8 protein-coding genes are annotated in these 17,360 nt (G+C 75.1%); all 8 read right to left on the reverse strand.

What is annotated here, in order from left to right:
* Window positions 1-65: 65 nt before the first annotated feature.
* Genes ACWDZ4_RS31055 through ACWDZ4_RS31090 form a run of 8 tightly spaced genes read right to left on the reverse strand, consistent with a single transcriptional unit; the run spans window position 66 to window position 17,352 of the window.
* Complete coding sequence (locus ACWDZ4_RS31055) at window positions 66-263, reverse strand: MbtH family protein (RefSeq protein ID WP_451511717.1); 198 nt, start codon at window positions 261-263, stop codon at window positions 66-68.
* Complete coding sequence (locus tag ACWDZ4_RS31060; RefSeq protein ID WP_451511718.1) at window positions 260-988, reverse strand: DUF6875 domain-containing protein; 729 nt, start codon at window positions 986-988, stop codon at window positions 260-262. The genes ACWDZ4_RS31055 and ACWDZ4_RS31060 overlap by 4 nt, the downstream gene beginning before the upstream one ends.
* Window positions 985-1,263 (reverse strand): acyl carrier protein, encoded by a 279-nt coding sequence (locus ACWDZ4_RS31065; protein ID WP_451511719.1) that lies wholly within the window; start codon window positions 1,261-1,263, stop codon window positions 985-987. The genes ACWDZ4_RS31060 and ACWDZ4_RS31065 overlap by 4 nt, the downstream gene beginning before the upstream one ends.
* Window positions 1,260-2,597: a cytochrome P450 gene (locus ACWDZ4_RS31070; protein ID WP_451511736.1), complete on the reverse strand. Its 1,338-nt coding sequence runs from the start codon at window positions 2,595-2,597 to the stop codon at window positions 1,260-1,262. Before ACWDZ4_RS31070 ends, ACWDZ4_RS31065 begins: the two co-directional genes overlap by 4 nt.
* A 1-nt stretch (window position 2,598) precedes the next feature.
* The gene (locus tag ACWDZ4_RS31075) at window positions 2,599-3,489 is read right to left on the reverse strand and encodes a phytanoyl-CoA dioxygenase family protein (RefSeq protein ID WP_451511720.1); all 891 of its coding nucleotides are present in this window, start codon (window positions 3,487-3,489) and stop codon (window positions 2,599-2,601) included.
* An 8-nt stretch (window positions 3,490-3,497) separates the two neighbouring features.
* Window positions 3,498-7,964, reverse strand: a complete 4,467-nt coding sequence (locus ACWDZ4_RS31080) for a non-ribosomal peptide synthetase (RefSeq protein WP_451511721.1) — start codon at window positions 7,962-7,964, stop codon at window positions 3,498-3,500.
* A complete protein-coding gene (locus tag ACWDZ4_RS31085; RefSeq protein ID WP_451511722.1) occupies window positions 7,961-11,035 on the reverse strand; it encodes a type I polyketide synthase in 3,075 nt (1,024 codons plus the stop codon). The genes ACWDZ4_RS31080 and ACWDZ4_RS31085 overlap by 4 nt, the downstream gene beginning before the upstream one ends.
* On the reverse strand, window positions 11,032-17,352 hold the full coding sequence (locus ACWDZ4_RS31090) for an amino acid adenylation domain-containing protein (RefSeq protein ID WP_451511723.1): 6,321 nt from the start codon (window positions 17,350-17,352) through the stop codon (window positions 11,032-11,034). The genes ACWDZ4_RS31085 and ACWDZ4_RS31090 overlap by 4 nt, the downstream gene beginning before the upstream one ends.
* Window positions 17,353-17,360: the final 8 nt, after the last annotated feature.

The raw sequence follows: 17,360 nt of genomic DNA on the forward strand, positions 1-17,360 counted from the left end.
TATGTGCAACCGTTGCAGCACGGCGCGGCGACGGTGGACGGCTCCGGCGGCCCGGCCCCGGCCGGTCAGCCGGCCGGGGCCGCTTCGCGCAGCGACTTCGGCGTCATGTCCGTCCACAGCTCCTCGATCCTCCGCAGGCAGTCCTCCCGCGGCGAGGGCTCCCCGACGGTCCGCCAGCCCCGGGGAACGTCGTGGTAGGTGGGCCAGACCGAGTACTGGTCCTCGTGGTTGACGACCACGTGGAAGAGATCCTGGTGCATCATTCCTCCTTCTCGTGTTCCTGGACAACGACGGGGGGCAGCCCGTGGCGGCCCACCCCCGCGCGGTGGAGCCGGCGCAGCAGCGGGTCCCTGATCCGCCCGCGCTGGTAGTAGGACCGGAACAGCCGGTCGTAGATGCCGAACCAGTTCCGGCGGTCGTGCAGGAAGAGCACGTCGTGCGGTGCCATCCGGCGTATCGCGAGTACCCCCAGCGGAGCCACGGAGACTCTGAACGCCGGGTTGCGCACGGCCCGTTCGTCGCAGTGGGGGTGGAACTGGCCGATCATCAGGCCGCTGTCCACCGCCTTGTCCTTCAGGGCCTCGTACTCCCGGTCCAGGGTGCGCCACCCCTCGGGCCCGGTGTCGGGAAGGGCCACCACCCGGCTCTCCAGCGAGGTGCCGGAGTGCGGGACCGGCCTCGCCACCCGGACGAAGTCCCGTATCTCGGCCTCCAGAGCCCGGTGCAGCAGTGCGCCGTCGAGGCCGTCGATCTCGTACCGGAGGCTGAACTGCACCGCGTGGTCGCTGAGGGCGGGAGGGACGAACGGGCAGACCGGGCCGCGGCGCCCGAGCTCCGGATTGGCGCTGCCCACGTAGCTGCGCAGCCACTCGTCGATCCGGGCGAGGTCCCGGTCCACCCGCTTCCGGGGCTGGGGCGGTGACACCCGCACCCACGGGCCGTCCGTACCCGCCGGCGCCCGGCCCTCGGACGGTATGGAGGCCGTCATGCCGAGCCCCGGAGCGGGGCCTGGCCGGGGCTGCCGGTCGCGGCGCGCTGGGCGCCGATCAGCTCGCACAGCTCCGCGTAGGTCTCCACGGCGTAGACGTCCGCGAACTCCAGGGCCACGCCCAAGCCGTCCCCGATGTCCTGGACCAGCCGGATCATGCCGACGGAGGTGCCGCCGTCGGCGAAGAAGTTGGAGTCCGCCGCGGGCGGCATCCCGGTGTGATGCTCCCAGGATCCGGCGATGACCTCCTCCGCCGCGGCGCGGGTGTCGCTCACCTGGCCCCTCCCCGGGCGGTGTCGGCGGTGTGCGGGAGGAACCGGGCCCGGGGGTGGGGGTGGGGTGCCAGTGCGATGGTCGGGCGGAGTCCGGTGCCCTCAGGGGGGATGTCCACGTCAAGGGTGCCGTGGCTGAGAATGGTCGCACTGGCCACCTGGGCTTCCAGCAGCGAGAACTGGCGGCCCAGACACTGGTGCGGGCCCGCCCCGAAGGGGAAGTACTGCTGGGCGGGCGGGCGTTCGCCCAGAAACCGCTCGGGGCGGAACTCCTGTGGTGCGTCCCAGAGTTCGGGGGCGCGGTGGATGGCCCACGTACTGGACATGACGACGTCGCCGACTTCCAGCCGGATGCCCGCCGCTTCGAGCGGTGCGTCGATCCGGCGGAAGAGCGCCCAGGCCGGCGGGTGGAGCCGCAGCGATTCCTCGACCACGGCCCGGGTGTACGGAAGGGCCCCGGACGGCAGGGAGGGCAGGTCGGACAGCTGCCGCAGGTCCTCGGCGAGGACTTCCCGGAGTGCGCGGTCCCGGGTCTCGGGATGCGCCGCCATGTTGTGGAAGATCCAGGTCAGCAGGGTGCCCATGGTCTCCACCCCGGCGACGAACACGGAGAGCAGCTCCTCCCGCAGCGCCTGTGCGGTATCCGCCTCCTGTCCGTCCTCGCGCAGGGCGACGACGAGGTCGGCGAGCAGCCCGCGGCCGGTGACGGGGCAGGTATGGCGCGCGGCGCGCTCGTCGATGAAGTCCTCCAGGACCGCGCGGTCGGCGGCGAACCTGTCGTGGTCGGTCTCCTCGACCTTCTCCGGGGCGAACAGCCGGGTGTCGAGATAGCCGACCGCGGCGTGCAGGGCGGAGGTCAGCTCGGCCAGTTCGGGTCCCGCGAGTTCCGGTTCGACGAGCCGGAGGATGATCTCGATGCTCAGCTGCTGGAATGTTTCGGCAAGGTCGATGGACTGCGCCGCGGAAGGCAGCAGCTGCCGCTGTACGAAGTCCTCGGTGGCCTCGATCACCAGACCGTGCAGCTCGGCCACCGCGCGGGCGGCGAACATCGGGCGCAGCAGGCCCCGGCGGCGGCGCCACTGTTCGCCCGAGGTGACCACGAACAGGCCGGAGCCGACCAGCTGCCGGAGCAGCTCGCGGTGGTTGCGGGAGCCGTGGGCCAGGGCCGCCGCGGCGAGTTCCGGTTCCGAGGTGACGATGAGGCGGTGCTTCTCCCCGGACCGGATGACGCAGACGGTTCCCTCCTCGTGCAGCCGCGTCATCATGCCGAGGGGGCTGGTCCTGATCTGGTGGTTGAAGCCCTCGGTGTCCAGGGAGCTGAGCGTGATGGCCGCCATCTCAGCCACGCTCCGATCCGGTGTCCTCGTTCACGGCGAAGATCTGGCCGGAGTGGTCGTCCATGACCCAGCCCTCCTCGGTGCGCACCGAGGTGCGGGACTTCTCCGCGTAGCCGGCCTCGTCGTGCTGGAAGTGCCAGGCGTACGGCGGGCGGAGCAGCCGCTGCTCCACGGGCGTCCATTCCTCGCCCGGCAGGTCGGACGGTACCGGGGCCGGTGAGCTGTGCTGCACCATGCCCGCGGTGTAGCGGCAGAAGACGACCCGCCGTTCGAAGTCGGCCACCCAGGGCCAGCTGCCATGGGTCGCGGTGTCGGCGAAGAGTACGACGGTGCCGGCTTCGACGGGCACCCGGCTCACCCAGTCCCCGGTCTTCGCCCAGGTCTGGAAGTCCTCCGGCGGCGGGAAGTTGGCCTTGTGGCTGCCGGGGACCACCGCGAAACCGCCCTGGCCGGCGAGGGCGTCGGTGAGACAGAAGGCCGCGATCATATGGCCTCCGTAGATGCGCCCGTCCCGTACCTGGTAGGTCAGCGGCGGGTACTCCCACGGGGTGTTGCCGTTGTGCAGGATCAAGGCGCCCGCGCCCTTGCGCGCGTAAAGGACCTGCCCCTCGTCATAGCGGAGGTCGGGGCCGAGGAGCTCCTCCAGGCAGGGCAGCACCGCCGGGTGGCTGATCAGGTTCCGTACCGGCCGCGGGGTGGTGTGCAGCGGGCCGGCGTTGACGATGAACGGGTTGTACCGCTTGAGCAGCTGGTAACCGAGCTTGTTCTCGCCCTCCCACAGGCCGTGGTTGTCGAGGGCCGCGTTGATGTCCGCGACCTCGTCCTGGCCGAGCGCGTCCGGCAGGACCAGGTAGCCGCGGAGGTCGAAGAGGTACTTCTCTTCCTCGTTCATGTCATTCCTCAATCTTCGGTGAAAGGTTGAGCCGGAACGGTCCGGTCCTCGATCTCCGCGGCGAGCGCGGACAGTTCGGTACGGAGATCAGCCAGGTCGAACATCCGCACGCAGCCGGAGAGCACCAGACGGAAGCCCCCGGAGGGCCGCGGATGCACGTGGAGCACGAGGTCGAGATCCGACCAGTGCTCGGGAACGGACTCGCCGGGCGGGGTGTCGTCGACCACCGGGGCGTCCCCGGGGCTCTCGTGGATGATCAGGCCGGCGGAGCAGACCGGGGGCCGCACCGCGGCATCGACGGGATCCGTGAGTTCGGCGATCCGGAGCAGCGGCAGGTCGGCGTGGTCCAGTGCGGTCAGGAGCGCGCGGTGCGCCCCGGCCGGGTCGCCGACCGGTACGACCACGGGGAGCAGGTCCACGGCGCGCCCGACCAGGCGGGCTTCGGTGAGCACCGACCGGTGGGAGACCGGCAGGCCGATCACGGCGGCGCGCCGCTCGGCCGAGGCGCGGGCCACGGGCCGGGCCAGGGCGGCCAGGTACACGGCGGTGGGGGTCATCCCCGACTCCCGGCAGAATTCCGCGAGCCTCGTCCGGGAGGCCGCCGGGACCTCCAGCTGGGCGCCGTGGTTGCGGAACTCGCGCCCTGCGGGGCGGCGCAGGGCGAACGGATCGGCCGCGGCACCGGCCAGGACATCCGCCCAGTAGTGCTCCAGTTCGGCGCTCCGGGCCCGTCGGCGCTCCCGCCGGGAGCCGACGTAGCCGCTGTACCGGGGGGCGGGTTCCGGCAGGGGCTCACCGGCCAGCAGGCCGAGGAGTTCCTCGCCGAGGATGCCGACGGAGGCACCGTCACCCCGGTTGCGGGCCAGGCGCAGCAGCAGGTGGCGGACCGTGCCGTCCGCGCCCGCCAGCAGGGTTGCCTGCAGGGCCGGAACGCCGTTCGGCACGCTCCGGTCGGACACCCCGGGCTGCCAGTGCACGAGCTCCGGCGGGTCCGGGAGGGCCTCCGTGACACAGGGCTGCCAGTCCTCCTCCACCGGCGCCCCGGGGAGCGGGGCCAACGCCTCGTGCCGGTCCACCAGGAGTCGTACGGCCTTCTCGACCTCGTCCGGGCCGGCCGGACGGGGCAGCGCCAGCAGGGAGGAGATCGGCGGGGTGAGGCGGCCGAGCACCCGCTCCTGCCGGAGCACGTGGAGCTGCTCGGTGCCGAGCCCGTCCTCGGTCCCGGGGCCCGGGTCCCCGGGGGCGGCGGCCGGTGCGGGCGGGTGCAGCAGCCGGGTCACGGCCGCGGCGAGGTCCGAGGCCCTGGGGTTGCCGAGCACGGTGCGCACCGGGACCTCGACCCGGAGCCGCCGGGTCAGCTCGGCCGCGATGCGGGCCCCTCCCAGGGATGCCCCGCCCAGTTCGTACAGGTGGTCCTCGGGCGCGGCGGCGGGCAGGTCCAGCGCGGCGGCGAAGGCCTCCAGCACGGCGGTGGCCACCGGATCCGCCGGCACCGGGCCGGGCCGCGGACCCGCCCGCCGTTCCAGCGCGAGCTCCGCCAGGGCCCGGCGGTCCGCCTTGCCGTTCGCCGTGAGCGGCAGGGCCGGCAGGACCCGTACCTCGGCGGGGACCATGTGCGCGGGCAGGTGCTCCGCGAGGTGGCCCCGGACCGCTTCCGGATCGGGCCCGGGACCGGACTCGGGCCCGCCCGTGACGAAGCCGACCAGCCGGTTGACGCGTACGCCGACCACAACGGCGGCGGCCTCCCGCACCCGGTCGGCGGAGCGCAGCCACCGGTCGACCTCTTCGAGTTCCACCCGGTGCCCGCGCACCTTCACCTGGTGGTCCGCCCGGCCGAGGAAGGTCAGGCTGCCGGCGGCGTTCCAGCGCACCCGGTCGCCGGTCCGGTACATCCGCGCCCCGGGCGGGCCGTCCGGCTCGGGCAGGAACCGGTCCGCGGTCTCCGCCGGGCGTCCGGCGTACCCGCGGGCGACTCCGGCGCCGCCGACGTACAGTTCGCCCGGCGACCCGGTGGGCACCGGACGCAGGGCGCCGTCGAGAACGTGCAGCCGGACGCCGGAGAGGGGACGGCCCAGCGGAACGGTGCCGCGCCCCGCACCCGCGGTGCGGCAGGCGTGGGAGGCCGCGTCGATGCAGGCCTCCGACGGGCCGTACTGGTTGTGCAGTTCGCCCCGCCCGAGCCGCAGGTAGCGCTCCGCCTGCGCCGTGGGCAGCGCCTCCCCGCCGCAGAAGACCACGCGCGCCGGAAGCCGGCGGAGGTCGTCGTCGGTCAGGGCGGCCAGCAGCGAGGGCACCAGGTCCACCACGGTCGCGGAGTGGGCCAGGGCCGCGTCCACGAGGTCGCCCGGACGGGCCCCCGGGTCGATGTCCGGGAAGACCACGGCGGCTCCCGCCGCGAGCGGGCCGAAGCACTGCCAGAAGGAGGGGTCGAAGGCGAGCGGAATGGTCTGGAGCACCCGGTCGGGTGCCCCGAGTCCGAAGGTGTCCCGCCGCCAGGCGAGTTCGTTCGCCAGGGCCCCGTGGGACACCTGCACGCACTTCGGCGCGCCCGTCGTACCGGAGGTGAACACCGCGTACGCGAGATCGCCCCCGCGGACCGCCGCGGCAGGGGGCACCGGCCCGGCGGCGGCCCCGGTGACCTCCCGCAGCGGTAGCGCCGTCAGGCCGGGCAGGTCCGGCACGCTGCTCGCGCCCTCGTACACCAGGAACCGGACGTCCGCGCCGAGCAGCGTCTCCAGCAGCCGCGCCGGAGGGTCCTCGGCGCGTACCGGCAGGGTCCAGCCGCCGAGCCGCCACACAGCCAGGGTCAGGGCCAGGTAGTCGGCGCCCGGCCGCGTCCGGAGGGCCACGGAGGTCCCGGGACGCACCCCCGCCGCATGCAGGGCGCCGGCGTGCCGCTCCGCGCGGTCCGCCAGCTCCCGGTAGCCGGTCTCCCGCCCCGCCGCGTCCACAACGGCGACGGCGTCCGGGCTCCTTTCGGCCCACCGGGCGAAGGCCGCGTACGGCAGCGGGGCGGCGGGGGCCGGGGCGGTGGCCCGGACGACCGAGGCCGCGAACGCGCGGTCCGCGTCCTCCCTCGGATCGACGGCGGCCAGCGGGCGGTCGGGGGCGGCGAGCACGGCCCGCAGGCACCGCCGGTAGGCCCGCGCGAGGCGGGCGAGGCCCTCGCCGGTGTACCGCTCCGGCGATCCGGTGAGCCGGCCCGTCATCCGGCCGCCCCGTACTTCGAGCTGGACCGTCAGGTCGCCCTGACTGCCCTGGACCCGGACCGGCACCTGCGCCACAGCGAGCGGCCCGCACGCACCCGGGGGGTCGATCTCGCCGGTGAGCACGAACGTGACGGCGGGCATGTCCGCGCCCGACCCGGGGGCCAGTGCGGGGACGGGGTGGTCGGACCCCTCCAGCAGGGCCTCCGTGGTCCGCTCCACCAATTCGCCGAAGGTCTGCCCCGGGCCGACGTGCAGCACCAGCGGCATGGTCGAGACGAAGGCCCCGAACGCGCGGTCGAAACGCTCGGTCGTCCGGTTGGCGGTGGGCACGCCCACCGGCACGGCGCGGACCCCGGTGAGCAGGTGCCAGCTCGCGGCGAACGCGGCGAGCCACACGGCGTGCGGAGTGCTCCCCGTGCGCCGGGCCAGGGCATGGACGGCCCGCGGCAGCCCTTCCGGCAGGTCCAGCTCCGCGCAGGGTGCGGCTTCCCCGGCCGCCGGGGCGCTGTACCGGGCGAAGGGCAGCTCGGGCCGGTCGCTCAGGTGCGCGTGCTGCCGTCCCCAGTAGGCGGCGTACCGGGCGAGTTCGGCCGCGCCTTCGGCACTCTGCTCCCAGCGGACGTAGTCCAGGTGCCACACCTGGGCCGCCGGCCCGGGGAGCGCCGGTGCGCCCTCGGCCCGGTAGGCGTCCAGGAGTTCACCGGTCAGGATGTTGAGCGACCACCCGTCGCACACCGCGTGGTGCAGCGTGAGGACGAGAACGTGCTCCCCGGGTGCGACGACGAGGAGCAGGGCCCGGACGTAAGGCGGGTGCTCGAAGGGGAAGGGCCGCCCGGCCTCCCGGGCGAGGGACTCGTCGAGCCCGGCGGCTCCACCGGTCGACGGCCGGATCTCCAGCGGGATGTGGGCGGGGCCGTCGAAGCGCTGCCGCGGCGCTCCGCCCTCCTGGACGATCCGGGCGCGCAGCGCCAGGTGCCGTTCGGCGAGCAGCCGCAGACAGGCCCGCAGCCGTTCGGTGTCCAGCGGTCCGGTGAACCTCAGGGCGAGAGGCACGGTGTACGCCGGCGAACCGGCCGGTGCGGACTGTTCCGCGAGCCATATGCGGTACTGGGTCAGCGACAGCGCATGGCTGCCGGAGGGGACGGCCCGGGGCGGTCCCGGGGCGGCGGGCGGTTCCGGGACCTGGCCGGCACGCCGCCCGGCGAGGCGGGCCGCGAGCGCGGCGCGTTGGGCCGGGGTGAGCCGGTCCAGGGGGGAGGGGGTCATCGGTTCTCCTGGGACTCGCCGAGGATCTGCTCGACCAGCAGACGCTCGGCCAGGGCGATGTGGGCGCCGAGGGTCCGTGCCGTCAGCAGATCGCGTACGGACACCTCGATGCCGAAGGCGCGGCCCATGGCTCGGGCGAGCCGGGCCGTGGAGAGGGAGTCCCCTCCGAGGTCGAAGAAGTCGGCCTCCCCGGACAGCGGCACCTCGCCGAGCTGCCCGTACCAGAGGTCCCGGACCACATCGGCGGGCTCGGCCGGTTCCTCCGGTGCCTGGTCGCCGGGTTCGGGTGCGACATACGGTGCCTCGGCCTGCGGTGCCTCGGCCTGCGGTGCCTCGGCCTGCGGGGCCTCGGCCTGAGGGGCCTCGGCCTGAGGGGCCGCGTCCTGAGGGGCCGCGTCCTGCGGGGCCGCGGGGTGCGTGCCGGCCGGGCGCGGCCACCGCGGGCCGCGGAAAGGGTAGCCGGGCAGCCGGACACGGCGGCCGCGCGGCAGGACCCGGGTGAGATCCACGGGCAGGCCCGCACCCCAGAGCTCCCCGAGGGCGGCGAGCACCGGGCCCCCGCCGGGATCGGCGGAGCCGGCCGGGCAGAGCGGCACGGAGGGAATCCCGGCCGCTTCGGCGAACGCGCTGAGCACCCGGCCGGGCCCCACTTCCACCGCCCGGACGCCGGGGAATCCGGCCCGTACGGCCGCCAGGGCCTGGGCGAAACGCACGGGGCTGCGGGCGGAGTCCGCGAAATACCCGGCGTCCACCGAGGAACCCGCGGGCACCGGCGCCCCGTTCGCGGCGCGGACCCACACGAGGTCCGCCGGGCCGGTCGCCACCTGTGCGAGCGCGGTGCGCAGACCGGTGACGGCCGGTTCCACGAGTGCGCTGTGGAACGCCCGGTCGGTGCGCAGCACGCGGGCCGGCACCTGGCCGGCGATCCGCTCGTGAAAGGCGTGCACGGCCTCGGCCCGGCCCGCGAGGACGGTGTCGGTCCAGGTGTTGACCGCCGCCACGCTCAACTCGGCGGAGTGCGCGGAGATCAGCTGCGCGGCTTCCGCCTCCGAGCACGCCAGCGAGATCATGGCCCCCGCTCCGCACTCCTGCATCAGGGCGCCTCGGCGCTCCACGATCCGGGCCGCCGCGTCGAGAGTCAGCGTGCCCGCCAGGCAGGCGGCGCCGAGTTCGCCGAGGCTGTGGCCCAGGAGGACGGACGGGGCGAGTCCGGTCTGCCGGAGCGCGGCCGCGGCGGCGTACTCGACGGCGAACAGCGCCGGCTGGGCCAGCCGGGTCTGCGCCAGCCGCTCACGGGGGAACCCCGGGTCGCGCAGCGCCCGTTCCACCTCCTCCGCCGTGACCTCGGAGAACGTGTCCAGGCAGGCCGCCAGGGCCTGGCCGAATCCGGGCAGCGCCGCCTCGAAGGGCAGGGCCATCCCGGGGACCTGGGTGCCCTGGCCGGGGAGGAGGAAGACCAGCGGGGTGGCCTTCGGGGCCGCTGTGGTGTTCGGTGCGGCGGGGTCCCGCAGCCGGGCGGCGATCTCGGCCCGGGTCGCGCCCACCGCCGTGAAGCGGTGGGTGAGGGCCGCCCGGCCGGCCAGCGTGCCGCTGACGCCGGCGAGCGCGGCCGGCTCCGCGCCCGGGGTGTCGTGGGAGACGGCCGTCAGATGGTCCGCGAGCCGCGCCCGCATCCGTACGAGAGCGTCCTCGTCGGCGGCCGACAGCGCCACCAGATGCCGGCCCGGCCGGTTGCCTTCAGGTACCCGGTCCGCCCGTTCGGCCGCTGCGGGCCGCGGCGCCTGCTCGACGACGACATGGGCGTTGGTGCCGCCGACGCCGAAGGAGCTCACGGCGGCCCGCCTGGGCTCCGGCCCCCGCCACGGCTCGGCGGCCGGCGGCAGCCGAAGCGGGGAACTCTCCTGCTCCAGCAGGGGGTTGGGCTCGCCGAGGCCCGGAACGGCGGGCACCCGGCCGTGCTGGAGCACGAGCAGCGCCTTGACCAGGCCCGCCAGGCCCGAGGCGGTGTCGAGGTGGCCGGTCGCGCCCTTGAGCGCGCCGACCGCGATCGACCCCGGGGCGGCGCCGAGGGAGCGGTAGGCGGCCGAGGCCGCCGACCACTCGATGGGGTCGCCGATCAGGGTCCCGGTGCCGTGGGCCTCCAGGTAGCCGATGGACGACGCGTCGACGCCGGCCGAGGCCACGGCCGAGCGGATCACCTGCTCCTGGCCCTGGGCCGAGGGGGCGAGGAACCCCGCCTTGGCGTTCCCGTCGTTGTTCACCGCGGAGCCGAGGATCACTCCGTGCACGGGCGGGTGTCCGTCCGCCGCTTCCTCGTAGCGCCGCAGCACGATCGCGACGACCCCCGAACCGCTCAGCGTGCCGTCGGCGGCCGAGTCGAAGGGACGGCACCGGCCGGCGGCGGACATCACGCCCCCCGGCATGTGCAGATGGCCGGTCTGGGGCCCGTTCGCGGACGCGGCCAGGACCAGGGCCTGGCCGCACTCGCCGTTGTTGAGCGCCTGGGCGGCGAGGTGGACCGCCACCAGGGAGGAGGAGCACGCGGTCAGCACGCTCAGCGCGGGTCCGGTGAGGCCCAGCCGGTAGGAGATGCGGGTGGCCAGGAAGTCGCGCTCGTTGGCGAGGACGGCCTCCTCCAGCTCCGGGGGCTCCAGGTGCTCCGCCGCCAGCAGGTCGCGCAGGTGGTCGCTGCGGCCGGCCGAGGCGTACACGCCGGTGCGCAGCGGGTCGCCCTTGCCGAAGGGGTGGCCGGCGTCCTCCAGGGCCGTCCACGCGCACTCCAGCAGCAGGCGCTGCTGCGGGTCGAGCAGTCGCGCCTCGCGGGGGCTGATCCCGAAGAAGGCGTGGTCGAAGCGGTCGGAGTCGTGCAGCCGCCCGTACACGGGCACATAGTCGGGGTCGTCGGCCCGGTGCGCGGGGACACCCGCGTCCAGGAGTTCCTCCCGCCGGAACCGGCGGGTGAGGACGCGGCCGGCGCCGAGGGCCTCCCAGAGCTCCGCGATGTCCGCGGCTCCCGGGAACCGGCCCGACATACCGGTGACGGCGATGTCCAGCGAGCGGTCACGGCTCATCGGCCTGCCTCCTCGGTACGGCGGTCACGGAGCCGGCGGGCGGCCGCGGCCCTGTTCGCACGGCGGTCGGCGGCGTCCAGGGGCGGTGCGGCCCCGGTCACCGCCGCGGGTTCGGCCCCGGCCTCGGCCCCGGCCGTACGGTCGGCCAGCCGGGTGGCGGTGTCCGCGACGGTGCCGTGGCGGAACAGGTCGAGGAGGGGGATCCGGACGCCGGTCCGCCGGTGGAGTGCCTCCTGGAGGGCGGGGACCAGCAGCGAATGGCCACCGAGGTCGAAGAAGTTCACGTCCTCCGGCACGTCGGTGATGCCGAGCACCTCGCTCCAGGCGGCGGCGACCTCCGCGTGCCGGGACCGCCCGGGCCGGCTCCCGGCGGCCGCCGGAGCGGCCTGGCCCGGAGCGGGCACCGGAGCCGGCACCGGTGCGGCCGCCCGCTCCTCCAGGGCGCGGCGGTCGATCTTCCCGTTGGCGGTGCGGGGCAGCCGGTCCACGACGTGGACGACACCCGGGACCATGAAGGCCGGCAGGGTCGCGGCGACCGTCCGGCGGACCTGGCCGGACGACGCCGGACGGCCGGTCAGGAAGGCCACCAGCGTGGTCGCGTCACGCGCCACGACGGCCGCGTCCTCGACCCCGTCGACCGCGCGGAGCGCCTCCTCGACCTCCCCGGGCTGGATCCGGTGGCCGCGCACCTTGATCTGGTCGTCCGTCCGGCCGAGGAAGACCAGCGTGCCGTCCTCGCCCCGCCGGACGCGGTCGCCGGTGCGGTACATCCTCGCCCCCGGCTCCCCGGCGAAGGGGTCGGGCAGGAAGACCGCGGCCGTGGCCGCGGGCCGGCCGAGATAGCCCCGGCCCACACCCGGCCCCCCGACGTGGAGTTCGCCCTGGGCGCCCGGAGGTGCCGGTCGCAGCGCGTGGTCGAGGACGTAGAGGCGGTAACCGGGGACGGGGCCGCCGATGCCGATCGGCCCCGGCTCGTGGTAGCGCCGGAAACTGGACCACACCGAGACCTCGGTCGGCCCGTACTCGTTGACCAGCGGCACCTGGGGGAGCAGGCCGAAATGTCTGTACGGGAGCTGCTCCGGCAGCGGCTCGCCCGCCACGACCACCTCGCGGAGGGTGCGGAGCGCCCCGGCGCCGGCGCGTTCGGCCGTGCGCAGCAGCACGCTGTGCAGGGAGGGGACGCAGAGCAGGTGGGTCACCTGGTGCCGCTCGACGAGTCCGATCAGCCGCTCGGGGTCGCGTACCTCGTCCTCGTCGGCCACGACCAGCCGTCCCCCGGCGGTGAGGGTTCCCCACAGGCCCGCCGCCGACGAGTCGAAGGCGAGCGGCGACACCAGCAGGAACACGGGGCGGCCGGGGTAGACCTCGCGGCGGGCGGCGGTCGAGGCGGCGAGGGAACCGTGTTCGATCACCACGCCCTTGGGTTCGCCGGTCGAACCGGAGGTGTAGATGACATAGGCCTGGTCCTGTTCGCGCAGGACCGCGGGGGCGTACCGGCCGTCGTGGCCGGCCCGTTCCGGGTCGACCACGGTGGCCCCCAGCCGGCGGGCCCGGACCGCGCAGTCACCGGTGGCGAGGACGGCGGTGGCCCCGCTGTCCCGCAACGCCTTCGCGAGCCGCGCATCCGGGTGTCCGGGATCGAGCGGTACGTAGGCGGCTCCGGCGAAGACCGCGCCGAGCACGGCCACCACCATGGACGTGGAACGCCGGGCCAGCACCGCCACCCGGTCGCCGCGGCGCACTCCCTCCTCGGCGAGGCGCGCCGCCGCGGCGAGAGCGGCGGACCGCAGCGCGCCGTAGGTGAGCGCGTCCTCGCCGGACACGACGGCGATCCGCTCCGGTTCCCGGAGCGCGATCCCGGCCACCAGGTCGCCGACGAGCCGGTCCCGACCGGACGGCCGTGCTCCGTCCCCCTCCCGCGGGCCCCGGGGTCCGGTGGCAGCCGCGAGGGGCGGTGCGGCGGGCAGGGCCGAGTCCGAGGCGAGCCGCAGCAGTGCCTCGTACACCTGGTCGGCGACCTGGGCCGCCTGTCCCCGCTGCCAGCGGTCGGTCCGGTAGTTGATGCCGAGGTGGGCGCCGTCGGCGGTCTGGCGGAGCATGACCTCCAGGTCGTACTTGGCCACCGTTGCGGGGATGTCCACCGGCGTCCAGCCGCGGCCGGGGGCGGCGGCGTCGGCCGGGGTCAGCGGCTCGTAGTCGACGAGGACTTGGAAGAGGGGGGCGCCGCCGGGTTCGGAGCGCAGCTTCAGGTGCCGGACCAGTTCGTTGAACGGCAGCCGGCGGTGTTCGTGGGCCCGCAGCAGCGCCTCGTGGGTGGCGGAGATCAACGCGTCGCCGGTGAGGGAGGGGCCGAAGCGCAGCCGTACCGGCACCGGGTTGACGAACAGCCCCACGACGTCGTCGAAGCCGGGCGGCCGGACGTCCATCGTGGTCCCGACGAGCACGTCTCCCGCGGCCCCGTAGCGGTCGGCGGTCAGCGCGAAGGCGGCCATGGCCAGCACCAGCGGAGTGGTCCGCCGGGCGCGGGCCGTCTCCTGGAGGAGCTTCCAGGCGGCCCCGTCCAGGGCGTGGCCCACACTGGCGCCCCGCCGGTCGCGCAGCGCCGGTTCCGGGGTGCCGAAGTCGATCGGCGGCGCCGTCGACACCTGCGCGAGCTCGGCGGCCCAGAACTCCCGCGACCGGTTCGCCTCGGCGGCGGCCGGCTCGCGGGCCTCGGTGCACCGGCGGCCGGGTACGGGGAGCGCGCGTCCGGCGAGGTGGAGGGCGAGCCGCTCGTTGATCAACTGGATGGAGTGCCGGTCGAGGACGATGTGGTGCGCGGTGAACAGCAGTACGTGTTCGCCCTCGGGCAGGCTCAGCGCCTCCAGCCGGATCAGCGGTTCCCCGAAGGGGTCGAAGGCGCGGTCGGCCGCCTCGTCGAGCACGCCGGCCAGCTCCTCCGGCCCGAGGGTCCGCCGGTGTACGGGGAACCGCGCGGCGGGCCACTCGGCGCGCACCGGGTTCCCGTCGGCTTCCGTGACGCGGAGCCGCAGTTCGTCGTGTGCCGTCACGACCTCCAGCCAGGCCCGGTCCAGGGCCTCCGCGGCCGGCTCGGCCGCCGGGCGGAGCGCCCAGAAGACGGTGAACTCGTTGCTCGACGGAGCGGCCCGGTGCAGCAGCAGGAGGCGTCGCTGCGCGTCGGAGAGCCGGGGCGGACCGGCCTCGCCGGCGGGGGCCGGGGTGGCGGCTTCCGCGTCGGATTCCGGTCCGGCTTCCCGCGCCGCCGTATTGCGCAGCTGGTGCCGGAGGCCGAACGGGGTGGGGTCGCGGAGGAAGGAGGCGAGGTCGATCTCCGCCGCGCAGAGGCGGTTGAGGGCGGCGACCGTACGCGCCGCGTCCAGGGAACTCCCGCCGCATTCGAAGAAGTTGTCGTCCTCGGCCCCCGGGGGAAGGCCGGTCGCCTCCTGCCACAACCGGGCGACCGGATCGGCCCCGGGCCCGGCCGGCCGCTCCGCGGCGGGCCGCGGCAGGGCCTGTTCGTCCAGTTTGCCGTTGGGGGTCATCGGGAACGCCGCGACCACGGTGATGTGGGTGGGTACGGCCGCCGGCGGCAGGTGCTCGGCCGCGAGGGCACGGATCCGTCGGGGGGCGGGCGGGGTCCGGGGGTCCGCGGGGACGACGTACGCCCGCAGGCCGGAGGCGTTCGTGGCCGCACCGCGCGCGACGTAGGCGTCACGTACCCCGGGGGCCCGCCTCAGGACCTCCTCCACCTCGTAGGGGTCCACCCGCTGGCCGCGCACCTTCAGCTGGTGGTCCACGCGCTGCAGATAGTCGAGCCGGCCCTCGGCGGTGAGCCGCACCCGGTCACCGGTGCGGTACATGCGGCCGCCGGGCTCGGAGGTGAAGGGGTCGGGCAGGAACCGGTCCGCGGTCAGGCCGGGCTTGCCGATGTAACCGCGGCTGACCTGCGGCCCGCCGATGTAGAGCTCGCCGGCGACCCCGGGCGGGACCGGGCGCAGGGTGGGACCCAGTACATAGGCCGAGGTTCCCTCGACGGGGCGGCCGATGCTCGGGCTGTCCTGCTCCTCGAAGCCGCAGGCGGTGACGACGATGGTCTCGGTCGGCCCGTAGGAGTTGGTGGTCCGCACGCCGAGTTCGCGCAGCAGTCCCCAGGTGGCGTGGTCGACCGCCTCACCGGCCAGTTCGATCTCTACCCTGCCCCGGCCGAGGGTCTGCTCGAAGCCGAACTGCCGCATCGCGCCGAGCATCGACGGGGTGATGCTGAGGAAGTCCACGCCGTGGCGCTCGGTCCAGGACACGAGGGCCTGCGGGTCGCGGTAGACCGCGTCCTCCGCCACCACCAGGCAGCTTCCGCGGAACAGGTACAGCAGCTGGTGGAAGAAGACGTCGAAGGAGACCGCGCAGGTCAGGCCGGCCCGGGAGACCCGCAGACCGGCCGGCTGGGCCTCGAACATGGTGGCGAGCACACCCTGGTCGACCATGACCCCCTTGGGCTGCCCCGTGGTTCCGGAGGTGTGGATGACGTAGGCCAGGGCGCGGGGGTGGTGGACCGCGGCGCCGGGGGGCAGTTCCTCGCCGGGAGCCGGCGGCCGGGTGTCCGCCTCGGGGGCCAGGTCCACCACTTCGGGATGTCCGGGCAACCGGTGCCGCAGGCCGGGGCTGCGCAGCAGCAGGCGCGTCCGGGCGTCGGCGACCACGTGGGCCAGGCGGGAGTCGGGGTGCAGGGGGTCCAGCAGGACGACGTGGCCGCCGAGTTGCCAGACAGCCAGTACCGAGGCGACCAGGGGGATGCCCCGCTCGGCCAGGACGGCGACGGGGGTTCCGGGGGCTGCCCCGTGGTCGCGCAGGGTGGCGGCCAGCCGGGCCACGGCGTTGCCGAGTTCGCCGAAGTCGGCCGTCGTGGACCGGTGGGCGACGGCCGGCCGGCCGGGTGAGGTCCGGACCAGGTCCGCGAAGCGTTCCATGAGAGGCCGGGCCGGGCTGTTCCGCGGGGGCGCGAGCAGCAGGGAGACCTCCGGCTCGCCGTCCGCTGCCGTGCCCGTGCCCGTGTCCGCGTCGGCCAGGGCGAGAGTGAGTTCGGGGTCGCGGGCGATCCGCAGGAGGATCCGCCGGTACGTGTCCAGGAGCCGGGCGGCGCCCTCGCCCGTGGTGCTGCCGGAGGTGCGGCGGGTGAGGACGACGGCACCCGCGTCCGGCCGCAGGTGCAGATCGAATTCCAGGTCGAACCGGGCGAGCCGGCTGTCGTCGTCGTCCAGGGCGAGCACGTCGACGCCGGGCAGTTCGGGGTCCGGCAGGCGGCCGTGGGCCTGGAAGCAGACGGCGGTTCCGGAGGCCGCGGGGTCGAAGAGGTCGGAAACCTCCCGGATCGGTTCCGCCGAGTGGGCCAGCGCCTCCGACACCGTCCGGCGGACGGCCTCGACCAGTTCACCGCCCGAGGACCCGGGGACCCAGCGCTGACGCAGCGGCACCATCCGGGCCAGGCAGGCGACCAGGCCCATGTTCGCGGGGGTTCTGGCGGCGAACGGGGTGGCGACCATGGCATCGCAGGGGCTGCCGTGGACGGCGAGCGTCGCGTAGAGCGCGGCCAGACCGATCAGGTGCGGGGTGGCCCGCAGCCTGCGCGCCGCGCCGCGGATCAGCGCGGTCTCGTCCGGGCCGAGCGGCAGGCGGAGGGTGTGGGCCCGGCAGGTTCGCGGCCCGGCTCCGGGCGGCAGGGCCTCGGGCCAGCGCGCGTCGGCCAGTTGCTGCGGCCAGTAACCGGTCGCGGGGGCGGTCTCCGCCGCGGCCGGCAGCGGTGCCGGGACCGCCGGCACGGGGGCCGCGGACGGCATGGCGCCGCCTTCCGCCACATGCGCGTAACGAGCGCTGATTTCACGGATCAGGGTTTCCAGGGCCACGCCGTCGCAAGCCACATGGTGCACGAGCAGGGAGAGCAGGTGGTGCCGGGGGCCGCGGCGCAGCAGGCTCACGCGGACCAGGCAGTCGCGGGACAGATCGAACCGGTGGGTGCCGGCCCGCCGCTGCCACCCGGCCGTGCCGGCGTCCTTCGCCTCCCCGGTCTCCTCGTCGAAGCTCCAGGCGGGGACGGCCTCGCCGACGCTCCATGACGGTACGTCACCTTCCGTCAGGCGGCGGGCGAAGACCGGATGGCGGCGTACCACGTCCTCCACGGCACGGCGCAGAGAGCGCACGTCGAGCTCCCCGTGCATTTCCCACAGCCGGTGGAGGTTGAAGGCCTCGGACTCCTTCTTGCTGATGAGCCAGATGCCGAACTCGGGCAGGGTGAGCGGGGTGCGGGCCGCGTCGGCCTCGGGCATGGATCGTC

The organism is Streptomyces sp. NPDC003016 (assembly GCF_053591455.1).